General features: G+C 55.8%; 24 protein-coding genes and 1 riboswitch. Of the genes, 9 read left to right on the top strand and 15 right to left on the bottom strand.

Annotation, left to right across the window (positions count from 1 at the left end):
- The first annotated feature begins 140 nt into the window (after positions 1-140).
- Entirely contained in the window at positions 141-1,568 is a 1,428-nt protein-coding gene (gene glnA / locus A6F49_RS07485; RefSeq protein ID WP_043057899.1) for a type I glutamate--ammonia ligase, read from the top strand.
- A gap of 172 nt (positions 1,569-1,740) precedes the next feature.
- Here glnA and A6F49_RS07480 read toward each other — a convergent pair whose 3' ends face one another.
- Together A6F49_RS07480 and A6F49_RS18050 are read right to left on the bottom strand one after the other, a co-directional pair.
- Entirely contained in the window at positions 1,741-2,208 is a 468-nt protein-coding gene (locus tag A6F49_RS07480; RefSeq protein WP_150119420.1) for a hypothetical protein, read from the bottom strand.
- 27 nt (positions 2,209-2,235) lie between these two features.
- A complete protein-coding gene (locus A6F49_RS18050; RefSeq protein WP_161485788.1) occupies positions 2,236-2,376 on the bottom strand; it encodes a hypothetical protein in 141 nt (46 codons plus the stop codon).
- A gap of 32 nt (positions 2,377-2,408) precedes the next feature.
- Here A6F49_RS18050 and A6F49_RS07475 point away from each other — a divergent pair, with 32 nt between their 5' ends.
- The 6 genes from A6F49_RS07475 (at position 2,409) to A6F49_RS07450 (ending at position 7,896) form a co-directional block, all read left to right on the top strand.
- Positions 2,409-3,173, top strand: coding sequence for a spermidine synthase (locus tag A6F49_RS07475; protein ID WP_043057898.1), 765 nt, complete (start codon positions 2,409-2,411; stop codon positions 3,171-3,173).
- A gap of 77 nt (positions 3,174-3,250) precedes the next feature.
- Positions 3,251-3,387, top strand: a riboswitch (FMN riboswitch).
- A gap of 56 nt (positions 3,388-3,443) precedes the next feature.
- Positions 3,444-4,502, top strand: coding sequence for a bifunctional diaminohydroxyphosphoribosylaminopyrimidine deaminase/5-amino-6-(5-phosphoribosylamino)uracil reductase RibD (ribD, locus tag A6F49_RS07470; RefSeq protein WP_043057897.1), 1,059 nt, complete (start codon positions 3,444-3,446; stop codon positions 4,500-4,502).
- The gene (locus A6F49_RS07465; protein WP_043057896.1) at positions 4,502-5,125 is read left to right on the top strand and encodes a riboflavin synthase; all 624 of its coding nucleotides are present in this window, start codon (positions 4,502-4,504) and stop codon (positions 5,123-5,125) included. Before ribD ends, A6F49_RS07465 begins: the two co-directional genes overlap by 1 nt.
- A complete protein-coding gene (locus A6F49_RS07460; protein ID WP_067605687.1) occupies positions 5,122-6,366 on the top strand; it encodes a bifunctional 3,4-dihydroxy-2-butanone-4-phosphate synthase/GTP cyclohydrolase II in 1,245 nt (414 codons plus the stop codon). The genes A6F49_RS07465 and A6F49_RS07460 overlap by 4 nt, the downstream gene beginning before the upstream one ends.
- A gap of 14 nt (positions 6,367-6,380) precedes the next feature.
- Entirely contained in the window at positions 6,381-6,851 is a 471-nt protein-coding gene (ribH, locus tag A6F49_RS07455) for a 6,7-dimethyl-8-ribityllumazine synthase (protein WP_043057894.1), read from the top strand.
- Between the two features lie 55 nt (positions 6,852-6,906).
- Positions 6,907-7,896, top strand: coding sequence for an LLM class flavin-dependent oxidoreductase (locus tag A6F49_RS07450; protein WP_043057893.1), 990 nt, complete (start codon positions 6,907-6,909; stop codon positions 7,894-7,896).
- 5 nt (positions 7,897-7,901) lie between these two features.
- On the opposite strand, the gene A6F49_RS07445 is transcribed toward A6F49_RS07450, so the two are convergent.
- The gene (locus A6F49_RS07445) at positions 7,902-10,982 is read right to left on the bottom strand and encodes a bifunctional [glutamine synthetase] adenylyltransferase/[glutamine synthetase]-adenylyl-L-tyrosine phosphorylase (protein ID WP_043057892.1); all 3,081 of its coding nucleotides are present in this window, start codon (positions 10,980-10,982) and stop codon (positions 7,902-7,904) included.
- The gene (locus A6F49_RS07440) at positions 10,979-12,319 is read right to left on the bottom strand and encodes a glutamine synthetase family protein (protein ID WP_043057891.1); all 1,341 of its coding nucleotides are present in this window, start codon (positions 12,317-12,319) and stop codon (positions 10,979-10,981) included. Before A6F49_RS07440 ends, A6F49_RS07445 begins: the two co-directional genes overlap by 4 nt.
- Positions 12,320-12,396: 77 nt before the next feature.
- Here A6F49_RS07440 and panB point away from each other — a divergent pair, with 77 nt between their 5' ends.
- Entirely contained in the window at positions 12,397-13,230 is an 834-nt protein-coding gene (panB, locus tag A6F49_RS07435) for a 3-methyl-2-oxobutanoate hydroxymethyltransferase (protein ID WP_043057890.1), read from the top strand.
- Here panB and A6F49_RS07430 read toward each other — a convergent pair.
- On the bottom strand, positions 13,227-13,421 hold the full coding sequence (locus A6F49_RS07430; RefSeq protein WP_043057889.1) for a hypothetical protein: 195 nt from the start codon (positions 13,419-13,421) through the stop codon (positions 13,227-13,229). The two genes, panB and A6F49_RS07430, sit on opposite strands and share 4 nt — an antisense overlap.
- Before the next feature lie 47 nt (positions 13,422-13,468).
- Here A6F49_RS07430 and map point away from each other — a divergent pair, with 47 nt between their 5' ends.
- Entirely contained in the window at positions 13,469-14,440 is a 972-nt protein-coding gene (gene map / locus A6F49_RS07425) for a type I methionyl aminopeptidase (RefSeq protein ID WP_082911669.1), read from the top strand.
- 58 nt (positions 14,441-14,498) lie between these two features.
- Here map and nrdR read toward each other — a convergent pair whose 3' ends face one another.
- The 10 genes from nrdR to A6F49_RS07375 form a co-directional block, all read right to left on the bottom strand.
- Entirely contained in the window at positions 14,499-14,984 is a 486-nt protein-coding gene (gene nrdR / locus A6F49_RS07420; RefSeq protein WP_043057888.1) for a transcriptional regulator NrdR, read from the bottom strand.
- Positions 14,985-15,120: 136 nt separating this feature from the next.
- A complete protein-coding gene (dnaE, locus tag A6F49_RS07415) occupies positions 15,121-18,699 on the bottom strand; it encodes a DNA polymerase III subunit alpha (protein ID WP_043057887.1) in 3,579 nt (1,192 codons plus the stop codon).
- A gap of 62 nt (positions 18,700-18,761) precedes the next feature.
- Positions 18,762-19,688 (bottom strand): RluA family pseudouridine synthase, encoded by a 927-nt coding sequence (locus A6F49_RS07410; RefSeq protein WP_043057886.1) that lies wholly within the window; start codon positions 19,686-19,688, stop codon positions 18,762-18,764.
- A 9-nt stretch (positions 19,689-19,697) separates the two neighbouring features.
- Entirely contained in the window at positions 19,698-20,261 is a 564-nt protein-coding gene (gene lspA / locus A6F49_RS07405) for a signal peptidase II (RefSeq protein WP_043057885.1), read from the bottom strand.
- 117 nt (positions 20,262-20,378) lie between these two features.
- Positions 20,379-21,044, bottom strand: coding sequence for a DivIVA domain-containing protein (locus A6F49_RS07400; RefSeq protein ID WP_043057884.1), 666 nt, complete (start codon positions 21,042-21,044; stop codon positions 20,379-20,381).
- A 194-nt stretch (positions 21,045-21,238) separates the two neighbouring features.
- Entirely contained in the window at positions 21,239-21,532 is a 294-nt protein-coding gene (locus A6F49_RS07395; protein WP_043057883.1) for a YggT family protein, read from the bottom strand.
- 47 nt (positions 21,533-21,579) lie between these two features.
- Positions 21,580-22,137 carry a cell division protein SepF gene (locus tag A6F49_RS07390; protein ID WP_043057995.1) on the bottom strand — a complete coding sequence of 186 codons (558 nt, stop codon included), beginning with the start codon at positions 22,135-22,137 and terminating at the stop codon, positions 21,580-21,582.
- Between the two features lie 116 nt (positions 22,138-22,253).
- Positions 22,254-22,994 (bottom strand): polyphenol oxidase family protein, encoded by a 741-nt coding sequence (locus A6F49_RS07385; protein ID WP_043057882.1) that lies wholly within the window; start codon positions 22,992-22,994, stop codon positions 22,254-22,256.
- On the bottom strand, positions 22,972-24,147 hold the full coding sequence (ftsZ, locus tag A6F49_RS07380) for a cell division protein FtsZ (protein ID WP_043057881.1): 1,176 nt from the start codon (positions 24,145-24,147) through the stop codon (positions 22,972-22,974). Before ftsZ ends, A6F49_RS07385 begins: the two co-directional genes overlap by 23 nt.
- Before the next feature lie 148 nt (positions 24,148-24,295).
- Positions 24,296-25,309 (bottom strand): cell division protein FtsQ/DivIB, encoded by a 1,014-nt coding sequence (locus A6F49_RS07375; RefSeq protein WP_043057880.1) that lies wholly within the window; start codon positions 25,307-25,309, stop codon positions 24,296-24,298.
- Between the last annotated feature and the right edge of the window lies 1 nt (position 25,310).

Genomic DNA, 25,310 nt, shown 5'->3' with positions numbered 1-25,310 from the left:
CGCGTCGTCGGCAGGATATTGGTCGATGCAAGTCCAATGTGCGCCAGACCGCATTCTGCCTCTCGTGTGGCTGAGAACTTCATTGTCTAGTGCAAAGTCGTTAAGCTTGAACCATCGTGTCCGCAATGAATGGAGTGACAATGTTCACCTCACCAGAAGAAGTCTTATCTTATATTCGGGACGAGGAGGTGGTCTTCGTTGACATTCGATTCACCGATTTGATCGGCGGCCAGCACCACTTTAACGTCCCCGCTGAATCAGTAGACGAGGACTTCTTCACTACCGGCCAGCTCTTCGACGGATCATCTATCCCAGGGTTTGCCGGCATCGCCGACTCCGACCTGCAGCTCATCCCTGATGTCGGGACAGCGTTTGTGGATCCTTTCCGGAAACATAAAACCCTGTGTATGTCGTTTTCCATCTTGTCACCGCGCACCGGTGAAGCCTATGTGCGAGACCCCCGCTCGGTTGCCCAGCGCGCTGAAGACTACGTTGCGGCAACAGGCATTGCCGATACCGCAATTTTTGCGGCTGAAGCCGAATTCTATATTTTCGACAGTGTCCGCTTTGAAACAGACCAACCCAACCGGACCTTTGTTTCCATCGATTCTGATGAAGCCTACTGGAATGACGGCACACAGATCGAAGGCGGCAACTTAGGCCACCGCAACAGAACCATGAAGGGGTATTTCCCCACCCCACCAGTGGACAAACACGCTGATCTGCGTGACGATATTTCCCTGCTCTTGGGCCAGGTTGGTCTCGAGGTGGAACGCTCTCACCACGAAGTCGGCGCCGGCGGTCAGGGCGAGATTAACTACAAGTTCAATACCCTGGTGCGTGCTGCCGACGACGTCCAACTGTTCAAATACATTGTCAAGGGTGCAGCGCTCGAGGCCGGAAAGACCGCAACCTTTATGCCGAAACCCATCTTTGGAGATGGCGGCTCCGGCATGCACTGCCACCAGTCATTGTGGATGGACGGCGAACCACTGTTCTACGACGAACGCGGTTATGCCAACCTATCGGATACCGCTCGCTGGTACATTGGAGGCTTGCTCAAACACGGCTCAGCCGTTCTTGCGTTCACCAATCCAACGGTGAACTCCTATAAGCGTCTGGTCAAAGGCTACGAAGCCCCGATCAACATGCTCTATTCACAAGGCAACCGTTCAGCAGCCATTCGCATCCCAGTCACCGGGTCCAACCCGAAAGCAAAGCGTCTAGAATTCCGGGCACCGGATCCATCGGGCAACCCCTACCTCGGATTCGCTGCGCAATTGATGGCTGGCCTGGATGGGATTCGCAATCGCATCGAACCGGCAGAGCCCATCGACAAAGACCTCTATGAGCTGCCACCAGAAGAAGCGGCCAACATTCAGCAGGCACCACGCACGCTGGCAGAGGCTATCGATGCGCTCGAAGCAGATCACGACTTCCTGCTGGCTGGAGACGTGTTCACCCAGGACATCATCGAGACCTGGATCCAGTTGAAACGCGAAACTGAGATCGCACCAATGGAAGCCATGGTGTCACCAAAAGAGTTTGAGCTCTACTACAGCGTCTAACCGCTAGACCTTCCAATACTCTGAGCCCCTGCCCGATCACCATCACGGTGCATCCGGGTAGGGGCTTAGAGTCTTAACTGCTCTTCACGACTGTTCTGACCTCTGGTCAGTTGGCACCTAGCTGTTGTGGCACTACGGTGTATGATTCGAACAGTCAGTAGCGCCGCGCCAGTTACGGCGAGCGCAAGCACCAACACCATCGCAGCTGGCCAGACCCGAAAACATCAAGCGTGGTCATCGAGGTGTTCTTGATGTTCGGAAGCGCCACAAACAGTAGCAGCGCAAGTATCGGCCCGATGGCCTGCGGCAAGAGCCGCAGCCCGTAACGCCACGTCAGCCATGCTGCTCGACGCTGTGCCCAGACGCCGGCTCGTTGGATACCTCGCACCATGAGGATCACGACCAGCACGGTCAATAGTCCCAGGCCTGCGTCCCGAATCGTTGGCACCGGTGTCCCGACTTGCGGTGTGTTGCCCTCGGTGAGGTCAATAATCCCCGAGTTGATGCTGTCGTAGTGTTCCAAGCTTGGCGTGTAGCTGTTGAGTTGTATTGCCACGCCGTATCCGCTGCTGGGAACAACATCGAGCTGCGCGCCATAACTGCTGATCGCTCCGGAGTGCCCTACACGGGCTGATTCCACATCTTCGACGCTGCGATGCCAGCCCAGTCACTCGCCATCGGTCCCCGGCTGTGGGCGTTGTGCTTCCTCAAGAAGTTCTGGTGCTAACAGCTGCTCACCAGACGGTACTGGGCCGTGGTTGGTGACCATGGTCAACCATTGGGAGAGATCTTCAGCTGTGGTGATCACTCCCCTAGAAACTGCGGCTACCCTAGTACGTGATGAGTAAATTTTCCCAGCGCATTCGAATCGTGCCTTCCGGCTATGACGGCGGCTGGATTCTAGAGATCGATGGCGACGTTCAATCACATGTCGATCTACACGATCCCCGTTTGATCCGATTCGAGTACCTGCGCCGCATCGGCAATGTTCTGGATTCATGTTGGCCTAAAGGCCAACCGATCCGACTTCTACATTTGGGCGCTGGTGCACTCACGCTGGCCCGGTATGGGCAGGCAACGCGTCCAGGTTCTCGCCAGACCGTCATCGAGCTCGACCCCGATCTGATCAGACTGGTCACTACCGAGCTACCACTACCACAGGGCACAGATCTCACGGTGATCACCGGTGATGCCCGGAGTGAACTTTCCAGGTTAGAACACGCCTGCTTTGATGCAATCATCGTTGACATTTTCACCGGCAAGGACACCGCCACACACCTCAGCGATGCGGATTTCTATCACGAGACGCTCCAACATCTGACATCACAGGGTGTACTACTTGTAAATATCGGTGACGACGACGGCCAGGAATTCTTTGACCAGCAATCACAAGTCTTGCACCGGGCGGCCGTAAGTGCTGGCCTCAGTGGTGTCTGGACCCTGGCAGATGCGTCAACCCTTGAGCAACGGTTAGCCGGCAACGCCGTGTTGGCTGCCGGGCCGGGATTGCCCACTGACCACGCCGAGGTTGCGGCACTGCGCTCGCAGTTGGCGGCTGCAGGGCCGTACCCGGCAAGGGTATTGGCACCGGGCGATCCAGTCTGATGTCCTGAAGATTTCTCTGGATGACGAATATCAGAGTCCAGCACTGCCAATTGTGATCCACATTGTGTACAGTAGTTCCTGTGTTCCGGGGTCGGTGAGAATCCGAACCGGCGGTGAAAGTCCGCGACCCCCGCGCCTGCGGGGCTGATCCAGTGAAATTCTGGTACCGACGGTGATAAGCGAAATGCTTTAGTCCGGATGAGAGGAACGCGCCGCCACAGATTGGCGGCATTTCCCGGCGCACCTGTTTCTATAGGAGATTCACGCCGGATGTTATCCCACACCCAGCTTGCTACGGCAATGCAGCATGCGATTATGCTTGCTCACCGTGGCCCAGCACACGACCCCAACCCACAGGTGGGTTGCGTGATCGTGGATGCTGGCGGAACCGTCGTGGCCGAAGGTTTCCATAATGGAGCTGGCACCGACCACGCCGAGATCGTCGCACTTACCGAACTCGATCCCTCACTGGACCCGGCTGAACTGACCGCAGTGGTCACCCTGGAACCCTGCAATCACACCGGCAAAACCCCACCCTGTGCCCAGGCCCTACTGGCCTCGGGCATTGGCACCATTGTGTATGGTCAACCCGATATCGGTGCACACTCCAGCGGTGGCGCAACCACACTGTTTGCCCACGGACGTCAGGTTATTGGGGGCATCGAATCGGCTGCCACCGCAGATCTCATCGCACCGTGGCACGCCACTACCAACCAGTCACGAGATCAAGTCATTGCCAAATGGGCCCAATCCCTAGACGGTCGACTGGCTGCCGCCGATGGCACCAGCCAGTGGATTACCTCAGCCACGGCACGCCGGCACGTGCACGTCCAACGCGCGCTGGCCGACGTCATTATTACCACCACAGCCACGGTGGGAGCAGATAATCCAAGTTTGACTGCGCGCGATGCAGCCGGTGATCTACTGGTGCCAGCACAAGATCAACCCCTGCCGGTGGTGTTTGGAACCGGCCCGCTGGACGATGACGCCAAAGTCCATGCACATCCGGCGTTGCACCACCGTGGTCTAGACCGCGCCCCGCAATATACCGGCACCGATTTGGCGGCAGACTTTGCACAGCTCACCGAGCTGGTGGGCTGTCCACCACGCGTTTTCTTAGAGGCCGGTCCACGATTTCTCACCTCAGTGCTGGCCGCCGGGCTGGTCGATAAGCTCCTGATCTACACCGCGCCAACCGTGCTGGGCGGGCCGTATCACGCGATCGGCGACATCGGCATTTCCACGCTCGAAGAGCGCTTGAACTTCACTTTTTACGGGGTCCACCGACTGGACACCGACCTTGTTACCACCTTGCGGAAGGATCACTAGTGTTCACCGGCATCATACAGACCCGCGGCATCATCACCGAGATCACCCAAACCTCGGAAGATACCCTGGCCTTGACTATTCGTGCGCCCAAAGTGCTCACTGACGTCTCGCGCGGCGATTCCATCGCCATTGACGGGGTGTGCCTGACGGTTACCGATTTTACCGCTGAGACCTTCACCGCCGATGTCATGGTCCAAACTCTGAATCTGACGTCGTTGGGCACCAAATCCGCAGGCGATGAGGTCAATGTCGAACCGGCCATGGCGGTCACCGACCGGTTTGGCGGCCACATCGTACAGGGCCACGTCGAAGCCGTCGGCAACGTCGTCGAAATTGAACCGGACGACAAGTGGACGCGCATGCGTATAAGTCTGCCGGAGCAGCTGGCACCGTATTTGATCGACCAAGGTTCCATTACCGTCAACGGTATCTCGCTGACCGTGGCCAAGGTGTCGGAACCAGGCGCGGTTGAACATTTTTTCGATATCTACTTAATTCCTGAAACCTTAGAAGCCACCACCCTGGGCATCGCTGAAGTGGGCACGGTCGTCAACCTTGAAACCGACCTGCTGGCCCGTCACCTTGCCCGCATGATCCAGTTCCAAACCAATGAGGAAAAATGAAACTCGACACCATTGACGCCGCTATCGCAGCCATCGCCGCCGGACAACCAGTGATCGTCGCCGACGACGAAGACCGCGAAAACGAAGGAGATCTGATCCTGTCCGCCCAACTGGCGACCACCGAGACCATCGCCTTTATGGTCGAACATTCCTCGGGGCTGTTGTGCGCGCCGATGTCGGATGAGATTGCCGACCGCCTGGAGTTACCGATGATGGTAACCAATAACCAGGACGTGCGCCAAACCGCCTACACCGTGACCGTGGACGCCGCTCAGGGCGTGACCACCGGTATCTCAGCGGCCGACCGCGCCCACACCGTGAACCTGCTGGCCGGTGAACACACCGCCCCCGGTGATTTGAACCGCCCCGGCCACATTCTGCCGCTGCGCGCCGTATCCGGTGGGGTCCGGCAGCGTCCGGGCCACACCGAGGCCGCCGTGGAACTCATGCACCTAGCAGGACTTGCCCCGGTGGGTGTGATCGCAGAGATCGTAGCCGATGACGGCGATATGATGCGCCTGCCCGGCCTGATCGAAATGGGGGCTGACCAGAACATTCCGGTCATTACGATCGAAGCCCTCATCGCCTCCCTCAACGATCACCATCCCGAAACCGCGCCGGCAACAATCACCCACCGCCACGTCTCCCAGCGCGCCGAGGCCCTGGTCCCCACCGAATTTGGACCGCTGACTATGAAGGTTTATCGCGACCGCAAGGCCGGCGTCGAACACCTGGCGCTGATTGGTCCCGAGACAACCCTGGCAACGCCAGAACCCACGGTGGTGCGCGTGCACTCCGAGTGTCTGACCGGTGAAGCGTTTGGCTCCCAGAAATGTGAATGCGGCGCCCAGCTCGATGCTTCCCTGGAGCACATCGGCACCCACGGCGGCATCGTCATCTACCTGCGTGGTCAAGAAGGCCGCGGCATCGGTTTGGGCAACAAAATCCGTGCCTACCAGCTGCAATCCACCGGCCTGGACACCATTGAAGCCAACGAACACCTCGGGCTGCCCATCGATGCACGCAGCTACACGGCCGCCGCAGAAATTCTAGACAGCCTGGGCATCCACAACGTCAAACTCATGACCAACAACCCGGATAAGGTCACCCAGCTGGAGGCCAACGGCATCACCGTCACCGAACGCATCGGGCTGGTCGTGGGCCAACACCCCGAAAATCTTGGCTACCTGGCCACCAAGGCCACCAAACTCGATCACGTCATTCCCACCCAAAATCTTTAAGGAGCACATTCACCATGGCCAAACACGGCGCACCCCAGCTTGCAGTCGACGCCACCGGACTCAACGTCGCCATCATCGCCGGATCATGGCACACCACCGTGATGAACGGACTGATCGATGGGGCAAAATCCACCCTGGAATCCTCCGGTGCCACCTACGATATAATCACCGTTGCCGGATCCTTCGAGATCCCCCTGGCCGCCCAGGCCGCCCTGGCCAACGGTTATGACGCCGTCGTGTGCCTTGGGGTCATCATCCGTGGGGAAACCCCGCACTTTGAATTCGTCTCCGACGCGGTGACCTCCGGTCTGACCCGAGTCCAACTTGATGCAGGCAAACCGGTGGGCTTCGGCATTCTCACCGTCGACGACGACGCACAAGCCCTGGATCGCGCGGGGCTGGATGATTCCAACGAATCCAAAGGCCAAGAGGCCGCCGAAGCAGCCCTGCAGTTGGCGGTGACCGTCAAGAAGTTGGCGGAATAATTCCGGGCTCACTTGGTGCTGTACGTTCTAGATATCAAACGTTTCTGGAGGTACCTTGACTGCACCCTACCCCGTGTCCATTCTCGATCTAGCAACCGTTCGCCACGGCCAATCGATTGCTGAATCGCTCAAAGAATCCACGGAGCTGGCCGTCTTGGCCGATGAACTTGGGTTTCGTCGACTGTGGTTTGCCGAACACCACAATATGGAAACCATCGCTTCATCGGCCACCTCGGTCCTCCTGGCCCACATGGGTGCACATACCACCAACATTCGCCTGGGAGCCGGTGGCATCATGTTGCCTAACCATGCTCCCCTGGTGATCGCCGAACAATTCGGCACCCTGCACGAACTCTACGGCGACCGCATTGACCTAGGTTTGGGTCGCGCCCCGGGCACCGACCAAAAAACCCTGATGGCCCTGAGACGCACCAACCAATCAGCCGATCGCTTCCCCTCCGACGTAGTAGAGCTGCACAGCTACCTCCAGGGCGAGTCGCGTATTCCGGGTATCAACGCCTACCCCGGCACCGGTACCAATGTGCCACTGGTCATCCTGGGTTCATCACATTTCGGGGCGCAGCTGGCAGCTCAACTCGGTCTGACCTACAGCTTCGCTTCCCACTTTGCCCCGCAAATGCTCGAGTCCGCCGCAGCCCTGTATCGCAGCGAGTTCACGGCCTCCAAGGACCTGGCCGAACCGTACTTTATTGCTGCGGCCAATGTGATCATCGCAGACACTCAACAGCGGGCCGAAGAACTGTGGGAGCGTGCCAAACGAGCCCGCATTCGCACCATGCTTGGCCGAGGCCGCCAGCTGAGTGACGACGACGTCGAACAGCTGGTCCATTCCGTTGCCGGTCAACAGGTCCTGCAAATGCTGGAGATGACGGCCGTTGGCACCCCGGATGTGGTGCGGGACTGGTTGGATGATTTCGCGTCCCGGATCAACGCCAATGAGCTCATCGTGACGAATATGGCCGGTCCTTTAGAAGATCGCCGACGGGCTCTGCAGCTGATGTCTGAGCACATCATCCAACGCTAAGATCTTCAGACCGTGCGCGGGCTGGGTGTCCCATAGAATATCCGCTCGAACACCGCTCGGGCATGACGCGTAATGCGCAGGTAGTCGTCTTCAAATTCGCCCACCTCGCCCGCGTCATACCCGGTCCAGCGGGCCAGCGCTTCCAGCTGTTCGCGGTTGGTGGGCAACACATCTGACACCTTGCCCGTCGAAATGACAATGCCGGAGCGAATCCTGGTGGCAAAACTCCACGCATGGATCAAAATCTCAGCATCCTGGGTTGTCACCAGCTGCGCTGCCCGTGCGGCTTCTAGCGCCTCAAGAGTATTGGTGGTGCGCAATTGGGCATGCTCTGGGGCATGTCGCAACTGCAGGGTTTGGGTCAGCCATTCAACATCCGTGAGACCACCTCGACCAAGTTTCAGATGCCGCGCCGGATCCGCGCCACGGGGTAGTCGCTCCGCCTCAACACGGGCTTTCATTCGCCGAATCTCTTGGGCCTGACTGTCATTGAGCCCGTGTGTGTACCGCACCGAATCCGCCCACTGCGTGAAGGCATCTTGCAGGTGCAACGGTCCGGCGATCGCCCGTGCTTTGAGCAGGGCCTGGATCTCCCAGGTATCGGCCCACTGTTCGTAATAGGCCCGGTAGGAGTCCAAGGACCGCACCAGTGGACCACGTCGTCCTTCTGGCCGTAGGTCCGCATCGATTTCCAACACGGGCTCTAATACGATCGGCGGCCGCATCGGCATCTTCATAAAGCTCATCAGCGCCTTGGCCACGTCCACCGCGAAACGGCTCGCCTCATCCACGGCAACATCTTGGGCTGGTTGATGCACAAACATCACATCTAAGTCAGAGCCATATCCGGCCTCATATCCGCCCTGCCGCCCCATTGCGATCACGGCGACTTCAGCACGCGGGCCAGCACCGCCCCATTTTTCGGTGACGTGATCCTGGACCAACTGTAATAGCGCCTCGACTGCCGCCTGATCGGCTGCTGCGAGCGCTTCAGAGACCTGTTGTTGTTCGACCAGATCGCAAGCATCGGCCAAACTAATGCGCAGAATTTCCCGACGGCGCACCACTCGTACGTAACGTGCGGCGTCGGGCAAATTGGGGTGACGCTGTATCAGGGCGGTCATTTCCGTCTGAATGGTTTCTAGGCTCAACGGCATCAGATCCTGATCCCGATCCATCCAGGCGGCAGCCTGCGGGGTGTGTTCCAACATGTCAGCGATATATCGCGATGAGGACAACACATGGGCTAAGCGCTCGCCGGCTGCTGAGGAATCTCGCAGCATGTGTAAATACCAGTGTGATCCGCCCACCGACTCACTGAGTTTGCGAAATCCTAACAGTCCCCCATCGGGATCAGGCCCAGAAGCTAGCCAACCCAACATGGCCGGCAGAATCTGGCGCTGAAGTTTGGCTTGGCGCGACACACCTGAGGTCAACGATTCGATGTGGCGGACCGCGCCCTGTGGATCCCGATACCCTAGCGCTGCAAGTCGCGCTGTGGCGGCCTCGGGAGTCAGCCGAGCATCATCCGGTGACAATGCTGCAGTCGACGGTAGCAGTGGACGGTAAAAAATTTGTTCAAAGAGGGTTCGGTTCGATCGCACCGTGGCCTGCCAGGCTTTGACTAACTGCTCGTGGTCCTTGGGCCACTTCCCGCCCATCGGGCGCACCGACCGAGTCAGCATCCGTAACTCGGGTTCGGTATCGGGCATCATATGGGTGCGCCGCAGTTGGACCAGTTGCACCCGATGCTCAATCAGCCGCAGGAACCGATAGTTATTGGTCATCACTTGTGCGTCACTGGGTCCAATGTAACTCCCAGCTTGCAGGGCCTCTAGCGCGTCTTCGGTGGCACGAACGCGCAGCTCCGGATCGGTCTTGCCGTGCACCAGTTGTAACAGTTGAGCCGGGAATTCGACGTCGCGCAGTCCCCCTGGACCCAGTTTGATCTCACGTTGGCGTTGATCATGGCTGATATGGTCGATCACCCGGTGACGCATCCGCTGGACCTGACGTACAAACCCCTCACGCGTGGAAGCCTGCCATATCAGTGGGTGCAACGTGTCCAGGTAGCGCTGACCGAGCTCAAGGCTTCCGGCGACAGGTCGGGCTTTCAGTAGTGCCTGGAACTCCCAGGTGTGCGCCCAGCGTTGGTAATACTCTAGGTGGGAGGAAATCGTGCGGGATAACGCACCGTCTTGGCCTTCAGGACGCAGATTCGTATCAACCTCCCACAGGGCTGGCTCCCGGGCCGGCTGATTGACCACCGTTGATATGCCTGCTGCAAGCTCCACGGCAATGTCTGTGGCGTCCTGACGGGTCAACTGGGAGCCTTCGAGCACATCGTGAGCGAAGATGACATCAACATCGGAAAAGTAATTCAGTTCCCGGGCACCGCATTTGCCCATCGCAATGACCGTCAATTCCACGTCGTTGGCATCGTTGTGCCGGGTAAGCGTCTCGGCACGCGATACCGCCAGGGCCGCTTCCAGCGCCGCCGTTGCCAAATCCGATAACCACACAGACACCACCGGTTGCATTTCCACCGGGTCTTCGGCAATCAAATCCTCAACGGCGATGGCTACCAGCTGACGGCGGTATGCAATGCGCAGAGCCACCGAGGCGTCCTTGCCAGTGATCGTGGCGATTGGAGTCGGATCGTGTGGGTCTGCGCCAACCGATTCCAGCAGTCGCGCTCGCAGCATCTCTGCCCCGTCAACCCGGTGGCCGTGAGCATCGACTAGTCCCCCGCTGGCCGGGGTCGACTCCACCTGCGGGTTGCGGAAGATATCGAGGTGTTCGGGGCGCCGAATCAGATACTCGCCGAGCGCCTCAGAGGCCCCCAGCAGACGGAGCAAGGGGCGAGCGGCGTCGTCGGTCACCAATTGGGCCACCGTGGGGTCGCGTTCGATCAGACGAATCAGCAACAACAGCGCGGTATCCGAATCGGGGGCCACTGCCAGCTGTCTCAGCAAGTCCTCGAGGTCAAGGCCTGCAAGTTCTTTGGACTGCAACAGGGATTCAGCACGGGTAGTATCTTGCAGTCCAGCAGATAATAATGTTCGTTGGCTCAGAGGCTGACTCATATGGCGTCCAGATACCGCCGAATCTCAAAGGGCGATACATTGACTCGATATTCATCCCATTCGGCGCGTTTGGCACGCAAGAAGGATTGGAACACCGTTTCACCCAGCACATCGGCGACGAATTCAGATTCCTCGAGCATCCCGAGTGCGTCATGCAAAGTTGTTGGCAGCGAACCATGTCCCATGAGCATGCGTTCACGCGTGGTCAAGCCTCCGATGTCTTCGTCTGCGGCCTCTGGGAGTTCGTACTCTTCCTCGATACCTTTCAGGCCCGCCGCGATGATCAGCGCATAGGACAGATACGGGTTGGAGGCGGCATCAATGCCTCGATATTCGATCCGGGCCGAGCCGGCCTTATTCGGTTTGTGCAGTGGGATGCGCACCAGGGCCGAACGGTTATTATGTCCCCAGGAGACATATGATGGTGCTTCTTTGCCACCCCATAAGCGTTTATACGAATTCACAAACTGGTGGGTCACCGCCGTAATTTCCGGAGAATACCGTAAGACCCCTGCGATAAACCGACGCGCAGTTGTGGACAGCTGGTACTCGGCGCCGGGCTCGTGAAACGCGTTGGCGTCGGACTCAAATAACGAAAAGTGCGTGTGGAGCGCTGAGCCGGGTTGTGAACCTAACGGTTTGGGCATGAAACTGGCGTGGAGACCGCGCAGGGTGGCTACTTCTTTGATGACGGTGCGCGCGGTCATAATGTTGTCTGCCGTCGACAGGGCATCTGCAGCGCGTAGGTCAATCTCGTTTTGTCCTGATCCGGCTTCGTGATGGGAAAATTCCACTGAAATGCCGACGGCTTCCAGCATGGAGACTGCTTCACGCCGGAAATCCTGGGCAACGCCGCCCGGCACATGGTCAAAATACCCAGCCTGGTCCACTGGTACGGGCGCACCTTGATCATCCCATTGGTCCGCTTTGAATAAGTAGAACTCAATTTCTGGGTGCAAATAACAGCTAAATCCCATGTCCGCCGCCGTGTTCAGGGTGCGGCGTAACACATTGCGAGGATCGGCCATCGAGGGTTCGCCGTCAGGCATTCTGACGTCACAGAACATACGTGAGGTTTGCTCTTCGTCCCCGCGCCACGGCAGGATCTGGAAGGTCGTAGGATCGGGCTGTAATAGCATGTCGGATTCGAAGATTCTGGTAAATCCCTCAACGGAGGACCCATCAAAGCCCAGTCCCTCGGTGAACGCGTATTCGACTTCTGCGGGGGCTAGCGCCACAGATTTCAGTGCACCAACCACATCGGTGAACCATAGACGAATAAATCGCACATCACGGTCCTCAAGGGTGCGGAGAACATATTCTTGCTGACGATCCATGGCTGCGGTATCTCTTCCGATCGGTCAAAAACTGGGGTTCACCTACCACAATAGCAATGTGCCATTAGACTGTTGGCATGGTTGATTCCCCGTACTCAGTATTGAAAAAGACTCCAGCACGGTATCGTTCCGTCCACTTCCAACAAATTAAAGACGCCGGCGGCAAGTTTGCCATGTTGACGTGTTACGACGCGACAACGGCTCACATCTTTGATGAAGCCGGGGTCGAGACCTTATTAATTGGCGATTCGTTGGGCAATGTCGTCCAGGGCCAAAACTCCACGCTGGGCGTGACCATGGAAGATATGATCACGTTTTCTAAAGCGGTGGTTGCCGGAACTCAGCGCGCCTTTGTACTGGCCGATCTGCCGTTCGGATCCTATGAAGCTTCCGTTGAGCAGGCAGTGGAGTCAGGCATCCGGTTAGTCAAAGAAACCGGTATTTCTGCGGTGAAAATGGAAGGCGGCGTGGAATATGCACCCCATATTCAAGCACTCACAGCCGCCGGGGTCGCGGTGGTAGCACACACCGGTTTTACCCCGCAGTCAGAGCATGTGCTGGGCGGTTATCGCGTCCAGGGGCGCGAAGCCGATGCCACCACTCGCATGGTTGAAGAAGCTCTTGTATTGCAGGATGCCGGGGCCATGATGTTACTAATGGAAATGGTTCCTGCCGACGTTGCTGCCGCAGTGGATGAAGCTCTGACGATCCCAACCGTTGGGATTGGCGCCGGCAACGGTACCACCGGTCAGGTTTTGGTCTGGCAGGATGCTTTCGGACTCAATCGTGGACGCGTTCCGTCATTTGTTAAAAAATATGCTGATGTCGGCCAAGTACTGTCAGATGCAGCCAAACAGTACCGTCAGGACGTGCTTAAAGCTGAGTTCCCTGACAACGATCATAGCTTTTAGAGAATCCCCCACTCATCATCCTCCTTGTCCTCTTCGTCCCAGGCCCTATTGCGTTGAGCGTAGGTCTCAAGCGCGTGTTCGGCTTCTTCACGCGTCGCAAAGGGACCGATCCGATCTTTGGAAAATGACTGGGGACCATCTTCGACTTCCCCAGTTTTGACGTTGTACCAGTAGCGTTTCTCTTCGGTCATACTTCTTTCATACCAGATAGAGCTAGCGGGCAGATAGACTTGTGTTCATGACTTTTACACCACCGAACCTTGCGTCTCGTTCCTTGGTTGAGCCTGGCTCAGCCGATTCTCATAATCACCCGGTCGCTTCGCCACCGCGTGGTGAACCAGGATCACTCGCGCCGCAAGGCCGGTTGGCCCCTGGTTATGTTGCCCCGCAACTACCAGTCCCCGAGCACATCGAACGTCCAGACTATGTGGGGAAAAAAGAGGCCGTTGAGGGCCTACACGGCGATGTGTATGATGCCGAAGGTATCGCAAAGATCCGCGCGGCCTCACGTTTGGCAGCCGAGGCCATGAATCTGGTGGCACAACACATTCAGCCCGGAATCACTACCGCTGAGCTGGATCGTATTGGCCACGAGTTCATCATCGCTCAGGACGCATGGCCTTCCACGCTGGGCTACAAGGAATTCCCCAAGTCCATGACCACCTCGCTCAATGAAGTGATCTGCCACGGGATTCCTGACGACACCATGCTAGAAGACGGCGACATCGTCAATATTGATATCACCGTGTATAAGGATGGCCACCACGGAGACCACAATAAGACATTTGTGGTGGGGACCGTGGACGAAGAGTCGAAGCTGCTCGTCGAGCGCACCGAAAAAGCGCTGGAACGCGCGATTAACGCAGTCAAACCTGGTCGCGAAATTAATGTGATTGGTCGCGTAATCGAAACCTACGCGAAGCGTTTTGGTTATGGTGTCGTCGAAGATTTTGTTGGACACGGTGTAGGCCGCGAGTTCCACTCGGGACTGATCGTGCCGCACTATGACACAGCGCCACGTCACAATGAAGTCATGGTCCCAGGCATGGTTTTTACGATTGAACCAATGTTAACCCTGGGTGGCATTGCCTGGGAGATGTGGGACGACGGCTGGACGGTTGTGACCAAAGATCGCAAACGCAGTGCCCAGTTCGAACACACGATTGTTGTCACTGACGACGGCGCAGAGATCTTGACGACTGTTGGCTAACTGAACACGCGCATACCGGTGGAGCCTGGCTTCCCCTTCCAGGCCCCACCGGATTCTCTTAGCGAACGAACAGTTTAGTCTGCAGGGGTTCCTGCGCTTCGGGGCGTTCCCGTAATTCTTGAATGGCTTTTTCGAAGTCGGCCAGATTGTCAAAGTCTTGATACACCGAAGCAAAGCGCAAATACGCTACTTGATCTAGTCGACGCAGCGGTCCGAGGATCGCTAGGCCGACTTCGTGAGCATCGATCTCGGCATGGCCGGTTGCTCGGATTGATTCTTCAACTTCCTGGGCCAGTTTCGCTAAGTCATCGTTAGAAACCGGTCTGCCCTGACAGGCCTTCCGGACGCCATTGATGACTTTGGCACGGTTGAACGGTTCGGCCACACCTGAGCGCTTAATGACACTCAAGGATGTGGTTTCCATCGTGGTGAAACGTTTATCGCACGACCGGCATTCGCGCCTGCGTCGAATTGCCGAACCGTCCTCTAATGACCGCGAGTCTACTACTCGGGATTCTTCATGTCGACAAAAAGGACAGTGCATGGGGGAAGTGAACCTCTCTATGAATTAGGTCTAAGCAAATACTATCCCTACATGTAGTTGTAGTTCAACCCCTACAGGTACTACATATAGTGAAGCGATAGGTCTAGGTGGCATTTACGAGAGGTGTCAAGCGATCCTATTCGAGACAAGAAGGTCCTAGCAGGACCTTTAAGTCTCCATAGAGGGCCGGATTCGGATTGACCTTATATTGGGGTCCGACTCGCATGATTTCCATACTGAGATTGCCCACGAGCTTGATGTTCACATCCGTTGTACCAGAGTGGTTTCGCAGCACATCACCAAGTTGCCGGATCAATGGTTCGGTGGCTTTGAATGACGGAATCGTCAAGTTCAACGGACCGTCAGAACCGAGATCTGTGGTGTCAATGATAGTCATTTCTTGAGCGGAGATCACCACGGAGCCATCATCACGACGTTGGACTCGGCCCTTGATGGAGACGACAAGGTCTTCTGCAATAACACTGGAAATCGGCTCATACACTCTGCCAAAGAACATCACATCAATGGATGCAGCAAGGTCTTCTACCTCTGCGCGAGCATATGGGTTACCTGAGGTTTTGGCGACTCGACGTTCTAGCGAGGTGATGAGCCCGGCAATCGTGACAAATGAGCCGTCAGCCGGTCCTTCATCATCAAGAATCTGGCTGACCGTTTGTTCAGCGTGCTGATCCAAGACTTGTTCCAGCCCTTGCAACGGGTGGTCGGACACATACAGCCCGATCATCTCTCGTTCAAATGCCAGTTTTGTTTTCTTATCCCATTCTGGGAGATCTGGGACGGTAATACCAAAGCCGGTATCAATTCCTGCATCTTCAGTGTCTTCCAGCAGGGAGAAAAAGTCGAACTGGTTGTTGGCTTCTTGACGCTTCTGCACCATGGACGCGTCAACGGCTTCCTCATGCACAGCAAGCAATGACCTGCGCGTATAGTTCAAGGAGTCAAACCCACCGGCTTTAATCACCGATTCGATGGTTCGCTTATTACAGACTTCTTGCGGAACTTTTTTGAAAAAGTCCTGGAAGGTTGTGAACGCACCCTGTTCTTCGCGTGCCTTGACCATTCCGGCCACCACGTGGGCACCAACGTTGCGCACCGCTCCCATCCCAAAACGAATGTCGGTGCCAACAGGGGTGAAGTTCTGTTCAGACTCATTGACATCGGGTGGCAGGACTTTGATGTCCATCCGCCGGCACTCGTTAAGATAGATGGCCAGCTTGTCTTTGTCGTGAGACACCGAGGTTAAGAGCGCGGCCATGTACTCGGCAGGGTAATGCTCTTTTAGATAGGCCGTCCAGTAGGACACCAGCCCGTAAGCGGCCGAGTGTGCTTTGTTAAACGCATAGTCCGAGAACGGCAACAAGATGTCCCACAAGGCGGTAATGGCTTCTTGTGAGTAGCCATTATCCAACATACCCTGCTGGAAGCTTGCGTATTGTTTGTCCAGTTCTGACTTTTTCTTTTTACCCATTGCACGACGCAAAATGTCGGCCTGGCCCAAGGAGTACCCTGCGACCTTCTGAGCAATCGACATGACCTGTTCCTGATAGACGATCAAGCCGTAAGTCACGCCAAGAATGTCTTCGAGCGGCTCTGCGAGCTCTGCGTGAATAGGCGTCACCTCTTGCAACCCGTTTTTGCGCAGTGCGTAGTTGTTGTGAGAGTTCGCGCCCATCGGCCCTGGACGATACAGGGCCAGTGTTGCGGAAATATCTTCAAAGTTGTCGGGACGCATGAGCTTCAACAGTGCACGCATCGGACCACCGTCGAGCTGAAACACACCCAGCGTGTCACCGCGGGCCAACAGTTCATAGGATGCTTCGTCATTGAGCTCAAGACCTTCAAGATCTAGGGTGAAGTCTCGGTTGAGCTTGATGTTTTCTACCGCATCAGAGATCACGGTGAGGTTCCGCAGTCCCAGGAAGTCCATCTTGATCAGGCCCAACGTCTCAGCGGTTGGGTAGTCAAACTGAGTGATGACCTGTCCATCGACGAGGCGTCGCATGATCGGAATGATGTCGATGATCGGATCCGAGGACATGATCACACCCGCAGCGTGGACGCCCCACTGACGAATCAGGCCTTCGATGCCCTTTGCGGTTTCGAAGACTTCTTGTGCCTCTGGATCCGTTTGCAACAGTTCCCGGAAGTCTCCTGCTTCGGAATAGCGGGGTGCCTCTGGGTTTTCGATGTCGGCCAACGGGATGTCTTTGGCCATGACAGCTGGCGGCAGCGCCTTGGTCAGTTGGTCGCCCATCGAAAACGGTTTCCCCAATACTCGGGCGGAGTCTTTGAGAGCTTGCTTGGTCTTAATGGTCCCGTATGTGACGATCATGGCCACGCGTTCGTCGCCATATTTTTCCGTCACGTACTCAATAACTTCGTTACGACGACGATCGTCAAAGTCCACATCGAAGTCGGGCATGGAAACACGGTCTGGGTTTAAGAACCGTTCGAAGATCAGCCCGTGTTTCAGCGGGTCTAGTTCCGTGATGCGAAGCGCGAACGCCACCATGGACCCCGCACCTGAACCTCGACCTGGACCAACTCGGATCCCTTGTTCCTTGGCCCAGTTGATGAAGTCTGCCACCACGAGGAAGTAGCCTGGGAAGCCCATATTAATAATGACTTCAAGCTCGTAGTCAGCTTGCTTTTGGACATCGGCTGGCACCCCCTGGGGGTAACGGTTACGAAGCCCTTTGTTGACTTCTTTGATGAGCCAGCTGGTTTCGTCCTCGCCCGGCGGGGTGGGGAACTTTGGCATGTAGTTGGCATTGGTGTTAAAGCTGACGTCACACTGTTCAGCAATCACCAACGTATTATCCAGGGCATCGGGGAACTCTGAAAACAGTGCACGCATTTCAGCCGCAGATTTCAGGTAGTACTCATTGCCGGTGAAAGCGAAGCGTGATCCGCCTTCATCGTAGGTCGGTTCGTTGAGTTTTGAGCCGGATTGTAGAGCCAGCAACGCCTCGTGATGTTTGGCGTCATGCTGGTGGGTATAGTGCAGGTCGTTGGTTGCTACCAGTGGCAGCGCAAGATCTTTTGACAGTTGAATCAGATCTTTGAAGATCCGGCGTTCGATTTCTAGGTCGTGTTGCATGATTTCAACATAGAAATTTTCTTTGCCAAAAATGTCGCGGAACTCTGCTGCAGCATCGATGGCTTCTTTGTACTGGCCAAGGCGCAATCGAGTTTGCACTTCCCCGGACGGACACCCGGTAGTAGCAATCAAACCATCAGAGTACTCATTGAGCAGTCCACGATCGATACGGGGCCATTTGGCATAAACGGAATCCAGTGAGGCTAATGAACCCATCCGAAACAGATTATGCATGCCGGTGTTGTTCTTGGACAACAGGGTCATGTGCGTGTAGGCACCACCGCCAGATACGTCATCGCCACGTTGGTCAGGGTCTCCCCATCGGATACGTGTTTTATCGGTTCGATGCTGGTGACCAGGTGCCAGATACGCTTCCATCCCAATGATGGGTTTGATGCCGTACTGTTGGGCCTTATTCCAGAAATCATAGGCACCGAATAAATAACCGTGATCGGTTATGGCAAGAGCATCTTGACCGATACGATTCGCCTCGGCAAATAGTTCATCAAGTTTTGCAGCACCATCGAGCATCGAATATTCAGTGTGCGTATGAAGGTGAACAAAACCATCGCGTTGGGCGCTGCCCCCAGCCATCTATCGATCGACCTCCGGATAGTTGATTGACTCGCGTCAGATAGTCTAGTCGTTTTCTATAATTAATCTCTTAGGCGGTCGAGCGCGTATTGCAGATCCATGGGGTAATCCGCGGTATAGGTCACGACCTGACCTGTCACCGGGTGGTGGAACCCAAGCCCTACGGCATGTAACCACTGACGCGTCAGACCAAGTTCAGCCGCGAGCCTAGGATCTGCACCATAGGTGAGATCCCCCACTAACGGGTGGTTCAGCGCCGAAAAGTGGACCCGGATTTGGTGGGTTCTTCCGGTCCGAAGCCGCACATCAACTAATGTCGCGGTGCCAAACGATTCCAAAGTTTCATAATCTGTGATCGCTTCTTTGCCACCCTCGACGACGCCGAAACGCCATTCGTGTCCAGGCATGCGATCGATGGGGGCATTGATCGTACCGTTGAGTGGATCTGGCAGCCCCTCGAGCATCGCATGATAGTTCCGCGTCGGGGTGCGATCATGAAAAGCTTGTTTCAGACGGCTATAGGCAATTTCGGTTTTGGCCACCACCATGAGTCCCGATGTTCCAACGTCTAGCCGTTGCACGATGCCTTGACGCTCGGGCGGACCAGACGTTGCCACATCGATACCCAGCGCAGCGAGACCTCCAACCACGGTGGGACCACGCCAACCCTGTGACGGATGAGCCGCAACTCCCACTGGCTTATCAATGACAACGTAGTGTACTTCGTCGTCAACGACGATTAGGTCTTGCACGAGTTCTGCTTTCACCTCAAGCGGGTCGGGATCATCTGGAATACTTATGGTGAGAATATCACCGGAACGCACTTTGGTGGATTTTACGGCGGTTGCGTCATTGATCGACACCAGTCCGCGTTGAATCCATTCAACCGCTTTGGTCCGCGAAATATCCGCTGCCAGGGCTACAGCAGCGTCTGCGCGACCTCGATCGCGTATTTCGACCGTGAGACGCTGTGGTTTGGATGTGGTCATACCACTACCCTAGTCACGATCTCCAGGTGCCGGTGAGTCGTCCGACTGGTTTTGTGTTGTGGCATCAGTCTCGGGTTGTCCATCAAGTGTTTTACCCATCATCACGAGAATCACAATCACGATGATCGAAACCACGATGAACGAATCTGCGACATTGAATATTGCAAAATTGGGGAGGGCGATGAAGTCGATCACGTGCCCTATGCCGAAACCAGGTTCGCGGAATAGTCGATCAGTTAAGTTGCCGGCGATGCCAGCGCCTAGGCAGCCCAGGGTGATCAGCCAAGGCAGGGTACGAGCCCGAAAAACGATGAGGTACAAGACAATAGCGAGTCCGGCCGCTTGTATGATGGTAAAAATCCAGGTGTACTCGGTACCTATGGAGAATGCAGCACCTGGGTTGCGGATGAAGTGCCAGGACAAGATGGGTTCTATGACGGGGATCCGTTGACCCTCCGTCATGTTTGCGAGCACGGCTTGCTTCGTCCAGAGGTCAGCGATATACGCAATGACCATCGGGATCAGTGCGATCCACCAGGCACGTTGAGAAACTGGCTCAGCGGTTTTGGCCACAGGTGCTCCTAGGGCAAGAAAGAGTTTTGCAAACACAATGGTCGGCTATTTTCTGCGAAATAGCCGACCATTGGTGATGGCGTCGACAACGTGCGGTTGTCGGGTAGGTGCCAATAGTTAGTCTGTGACCCGAGCTTGTGAATCGAGGTCTTGCAGCTGGTTTTCGATGAAAGCACGCAGACGTGAACGGTAATCGCGTTCGAAGCCACGGAGTTCTTCGACTTCGCGTTCCAAGGTCGTCTTGCGCTTTTCGAATTCTTCGAGGGTCTTGCGGGAGGTTTCTTGCGCTTCGGTCACCATGCGGTTTGCTTCGCGCTCGGCCTCAGAAATGATCTCGTCGCGCTTACGCTCGCCTTCGGCAACGTATTCATCATGCAGACGCTGTGCCATGGCCAACACACCGGCTGCTGATTCAGCGGTAGATTCAGGTGCGGATTCTGCAGGGGCAGCTGGTGCGGCAGGAGCAGCCTGAACAATCTCAGGCTCTGGTCCTACAGCAGCGTCTTCGACGACTGGTTCAGCCTCGACTACTGGCAGATCTGCAGCGGTGGATTCGTCATCAACACCGTCCGCAGGTACAGGGGCTGGTACGGGTGCAGATTCACCGGTTTGAGCTTCTAGCTCCGCTACTTGACGGCGCAGTTCGTCGTTTTCCTGATTGAGACGGCGCAATTCCTCAACGATCTCATCGAGAAAATCATCTACTTCGTCTTGGTCGTAGCCTTCACGAAATTTCGTGACTTGGAATTTCTTATTGACTACAACTTCCGGCGTGAGAGCCATGTGGTCACCCCAATTACGTGGTCCTGTACAAAATACGAAAACATTTTGTTTTCTGATGAGTAGTTTGAGTGCATAACTCACGTCTACTTATGTCTCTGTTAGATAACATTAGCACCGTAAATCACTAAACGAGTAGTTGACGTGGCTGTTACGACTAAATCTCTGTTGTATTGAGCAATATTACTTGATTCTAATCAGGCTGTGGCGCCTTGAAGTGCGATGAATCTGATAATCATCACGATAAGAAATACCACGATGAAAGACAGGTCCAAAGAGACCTGCCCGAGTCGCAGTGGCGGTATGAAACGGCGGAAAAAGCGCAGCGGAGGGTCGGTTAGCGTCATAACAAGCTCAGCAATGATCAAGTTCATGCCGCGCGGCCGCCAGTCCCGTACGAAGACATTGACCAAGGAGTAGAGAATTCGTACTACGAGGATGAAGAAGTAAATGGTGGTCACCAAGTACACCAGGGTCCAAAGTAATTGCACGAGTCCTCAGTTTCTTCGTCGATGCGTTTCGTGGTCAGCTACATACATTATGCCTGGTCGAAGAAGTCTTCGTCCTGGTTTGCACTGGAGTGACCGTCAATAACGTTTTCTACGTTCGTCGGCGTCAACAGAAACACTTTATTGGTGACTCGTTCAATCGCACCGTGGAGACCAAACGCTAGTCCTGCGGAGAAGTCCACCAACCGCTTCGCTTCCGACTCTGCCATATCAGTGACGTTGATGATCACGGGCATGCCGGATCGAATCGCTTCACCGATGAGCTTGGCGTCGTTGTACGAACGCGGATGGATAGTACGCAATTTGTGCACTTCAGCGCTTTCCTCTCGGGACTGGACCACACGTTTAATCGGTGTGACCGGTGCACGGTAGTCATCCTTGTCGTCAGGCACCGCACGAGGGCCAGACGGCTTGGATTCCACCGGCTTGACGGGTTCTGGTGCTGCTTCAGACGTCTCGGACTTTTCCGGGACGTCAGCTAGTGCAGGACTTGTCTTGCGTTCTTCTTCTAGAAGCTCTTGTTCATAGGCTTCGTCACTATCAGCCAGACCCATTCGGATCATGGCCTTTTTGAATCCGCTAACCATGCGCACCTCAAATCCTTGATGGTTCTAGGACACTATTGACCCTAGTAGACAAACACCAAAAATCTTTGGAAATACGCACGTTGGTGCGGTGTGTCGCACACTATTCGACGAGAACTTTAGGGTTTCCAGACAAAACCGGCAATCCGCCCAATGCCGGGTTCCCGGCGGTGCGAATACAGCTGCTGGTTGGTATAGGTACATTCGGCGACGCGATGCACATCGATGTTTGCGGCTTGCAGGATTCGTTCTGCTGTTGCTGGCAAATCCAAGGAGGCAGTATCCCACGAAGTCACACTGGCAATCTCGGGATGTTCGCGAGATGCTTCAGTGCGCATGGATTCGGGAACTTCATAGCATTGACCGCAAATGCCAGGTCCGATGATGGCTTGGATTTTGCCAGTGCCATCGTCATCGTATGCACGCAGTCGCTGTACCGTGTTTTGTAGGATCCCACCCAATAGTCCAACACGCCCTGCGTGAGCTATTGCGGTGGGCCCGTAGTCGGTTGTGAAGGCAACAGGCAAACAATCGGCCACCAGAATGGCGATGGGATCAGTGCCATCCGGTGAGATAATTGCGTCGCCTTCACCGATCGTGTCCTGTTGTGCCCATCCCCTGTCACCGGCTGCCAGCACGGTGGTGGAATGAATCTGGGACACAAATTGAGTCGTGCCTGGAGCAATGCCAAGCTTGCGTTCAAGCTCACGTCGGTTGTCGGCGGTGTCTTGACTCGTTTCAGACTGAGCCAGCACCGTCATGGACATGTTACCGGCCTCAGCGGAAGTGAATCCCACCTGGTGGCCGGTGTCCGTGCGGTGCTGGTAGATCAGTGGCTTACTTGAGGAAATCTGGCACATCCAGGTCGTCGTTGCGGCGGCTGGAGGATTCCACAACGGTAGGCAATGGCTCGACGTTGGATTTCTCGGTGTCTTCCTGCGGACTGGAAGCAGCGTCGTGAGTTTGGCCAACGTGATTGGATTCTGGTGCTGCGACCGGGCTGATGGCAGACACGGATGCGACTGGGGAGGCAACCTGTGCCTGTGGTGTTTCCTGAGCGGCGGGAACCGGATCATCGAAACCTGCGGCGATCACTGTAACACGTACTTCGTCACCGAGATTGTCGGAGATCACGGCACCAAAGATGATATTGGCTTCTGGGTGAGCCACTTCTTGGACCATGCGGGCTGCTTCGTTGATTTCGAATAGGCCCATATCGGTGCCACCCTGAATGGAGAGCAGCACACCGTGTGCGCCGTCGATTGAGGCTTCCAGGAGCGGAGAGGCAATCGCGGCCTCGGTAGCTTCCACGGCACGGTTTTCGCCCTGTGCAGCACCCAGACCCATCAAGGCAGAACCAGCACCCTGCATCACGGACTTCACGTCTGCAAAGTCAAGGTTGATCAAGCCTGCGGTGGTAATTAAGTCGGTAATACCTTGAACACCGGATAATAAGACTTTATCGGCTTCTTCAAAGGCTTCCATAATGGAAATCGAGCGATCAGAAATTGACAGCAGACGGTCGTTTGGAATCACGATCAGCGTGTCCACTTCGTCACGCAGTGCTTCGATGCCGGATTCGGCGTTTGTTGCACGACGACGTCCTTCGAAGGTGAAAGGACGTGTCACGACACCAATCGTGAGGGCACCCAGTGAACGAGCTACACGAGCAACAACCGGTGCAGCGCCGGTACCGGTACCGCCACCTTCACCAGCTGTGACAAATACCATGTCTGCGCCTTTGAGCGCGGCTTCGATTTCTTCAACGTGGTCTTCGGCAGCTTGACGACCAACTTCTGGATCGGCACCCGCACCTAGTCCACGGGTGAGCTCGCGCCCAACGTCGAGTTTCACTTCGGCAGAGGACATCAGCAGTGCCTGTGCATCGGTGTTAATGGCGATAAACTCAACGCCGCGCAATCCGACATCGATCATTCGGTTGACAGCGTTCACGCCGCCGCCGCCGACACCAACAACTTTGATGACGGCCAGGTAGTTCTGGGGTGAGGTCACGATATGATCCCTATTCTGCGTTCGTGGTGGGACGAAGTTCCAGCTGCGTCCAAGTTTCCTTCATTAGCACACGATATGCTGCAGGTCGCACCGGAGCAATGACCATCGGCCGTGTGTCGGCACGATCGTGCAAAATACAGCCGAAAAGCTATCGAGTGACCGGAAAGTCCGGGGCAGAAACATCATACTCGGAGATTTGCGCCGCTTCTGCTTTATCTAGGCCCAACAGCGCTTTCAAGACCTGAGCTTTTTTCTCAGCTTGTTCGCTATTTCCCCACATGACCATTTTGCCCGAGCTCAGTTCGAGTTCGATGGAATCGATTGACGACCCTGACGCAGCACGAACTTGCTCGCGTAGGTCTTCGGGTAATGAGCCCAGCACAGCGGTAATGGTGTCGAAGACTTCTTGGTCGGTCACATCCGATGCCGAAGCCACAACCGGTAGGTCAAACTCTTGAGCTCGCTGTGATGGAATCTGTGCAAGCTCTGTGCCCTCGTCAGAAAACACCACGTATTGTTTGCCACTTGGACTCATCGCAATGGGCTTGTGCTCATGGACAATAACTACCAGACCGTGGGGCGGTTCGGCACGCAACGTTACATGATCAACCGCTGGGTTTTCGGCAAAGAGTTCGGTGACCTTGCCATCCGTAACTTGCGGCAGCGGTGTACCGGCTAAACTCGCCGTGCGTTCTTCCGCTTCTGATTGAGCAACCAGATCTAATCCTTCATGAGAGATCTCTTCAATAGCCAGAATTGGACTGAAATATAAAATCGCCCACCCGGCGGTCAGAATCGTGGCGACGACCCCTGCCCATATCCACAACGCTTTGCGTCGCCTTGCCTTGCGGTGCTCGGGACTGGGTGGCAGTTCCAGCACGATGTCATCTTCGGGAGCCGTCTTGGCGGGTTTAGCAGCGGTCCGTGGTGTCGTGTTGGATTGTTTGGACTTAGACTGGGCCGGCTTTTTCCGCGGCTTCTTGTTGGCCACCGGTGTTTCGACGTCGTCGGTAATCGGTTCAAGATTGGTTTCGGTGACGGTCTTGCGGTCCCTATCCAATGGCCTTTGCACAGAAATAGATTTGACCGGTTTCTTATCGGTCAGCCCCGGATATTTGCTGGTGACGTTGTCTGGTCCCTGATTCGATGACTTTTTGGACATT

Source organism: Enteractinococcus helveticum (genome assembly GCF_001657475.1).
Taxonomy (GTDB): Bacteria; Actinomycetota; Actinomycetes; order Actinomycetales; family Micrococcaceae; genus Yaniella; species Yaniella helvetica.
Note: the sequence above shows the minus strand (reverse complement) of the source record. Positions and strands in the feature narration are given on the sequence as shown.

Excerpts from the sequence above, each read along its gene's own strand:
- glnA (WP_043057899.1), top strand. The coding sequence starts at position 141 with ATGTTCACCTCACCAGAAGAAGTCTTATCTTATATTCGGGACGAGGAG.
- A6F49_RS07475 (WP_043057898.1), top strand. The coding sequence starts at position 2,409 with ATGAGTAAATTTTCCCAGCGCATTCGAATCGTGCCTTCCGGCTATGAC.
- ribD (WP_043057897.1), top strand. The coding sequence starts at position 3,444 with ATGTTATCCCACACCCAGCTTGCTACGGCAATGCAGCATGCGATTATG.
- A6F49_RS07460 (WP_067605687.1), top strand. The coding sequence starts at position 5,122 with ATGAAACTCGACACCATTGACGCCGCTATCGCAGCCATCGCCGCCGGA.
- ribH (WP_043057894.1), top strand. The coding sequence starts at position 6,381 with ATGGCCAAACACGGCGCACCCCAGCTTGCAGTCGACGCCACCGGACTC.
- A6F49_RS07445 (WP_043057892.1), bottom strand. The coding sequence starts at position 10,982 with ATGAGTCAGCCTCTGAGCCAACGAACATTATTATCTGCTGGACTGCAA.
- A6F49_RS07440 (WP_043057891.1), bottom strand. The coding sequence starts at position 12,319 with ATGGATCGTCAGCAAGAATATGTTCTCCGCACCCTTGAGGACCGTGAT.
- panB (WP_043057890.1), top strand. The coding sequence starts at position 12,397 with ATGGTTGATTCCCCGTACTCAGTATTGAAAAAGACTCCAGCACGGTAT.
- A6F49_RS07430 (WP_043057889.1), bottom strand. The coding sequence starts at position 13,421 with ATGACCGAAGAGAAACGCTACTGGTACAACGTCAAAACTGGGGAAGTC.
- map (WP_082911669.1), top strand. The coding sequence starts at position 13,469 with ATGACTTTTACACCACCGAACCTTGCGTCTCGTTCCTTGGTTGAGCCT.
- nrdR (WP_043057888.1), bottom strand. The coding sequence starts at position 14,984 with ATGCACTGTCCTTTTTGTCGACATGAAGAATCCCGAGTAGTAGACTCG.
- dnaE (WP_043057887.1), bottom strand. The coding sequence starts at position 18,699 with ATGGCTGGGGGCAGCGCCCAACGCGATGGTTTTGTTCACCTTCATACG.
- A6F49_RS07410 (WP_043057886.1), bottom strand. The coding sequence starts at position 19,688 with ATGACCACATCCAAACCACAGCGTCTCACGGTCGAAATACGCGATCGA.
- A6F49_RS07400 (WP_043057884.1), bottom strand. The coding sequence starts at position 21,044 with ATGGCTCTCACGCCGGAAGTTGTAGTCAATAAGAAATTCCAAGTCACG.
- A6F49_RS07390 (WP_043057995.1), bottom strand. The coding sequence starts at position 22,137 with ATGGTTAGCGGATTCAAAAAGGCCATGATCCGAATGGGTCTGGCTGAT.
- A6F49_RS07385 (WP_043057882.1), bottom strand. The coding sequence starts at position 22,994 with ATGTGCCAGATTTCCTCAAGTAAGCCACTGATCTACCAGCACCGCACG.
- A6F49_RS07375 (WP_043057880.1), bottom strand. The coding sequence starts at position 25,309 with ATGTCCAAAAAGTCATCGAATCAGGGACCAGACAACGTCACCAGCAAA.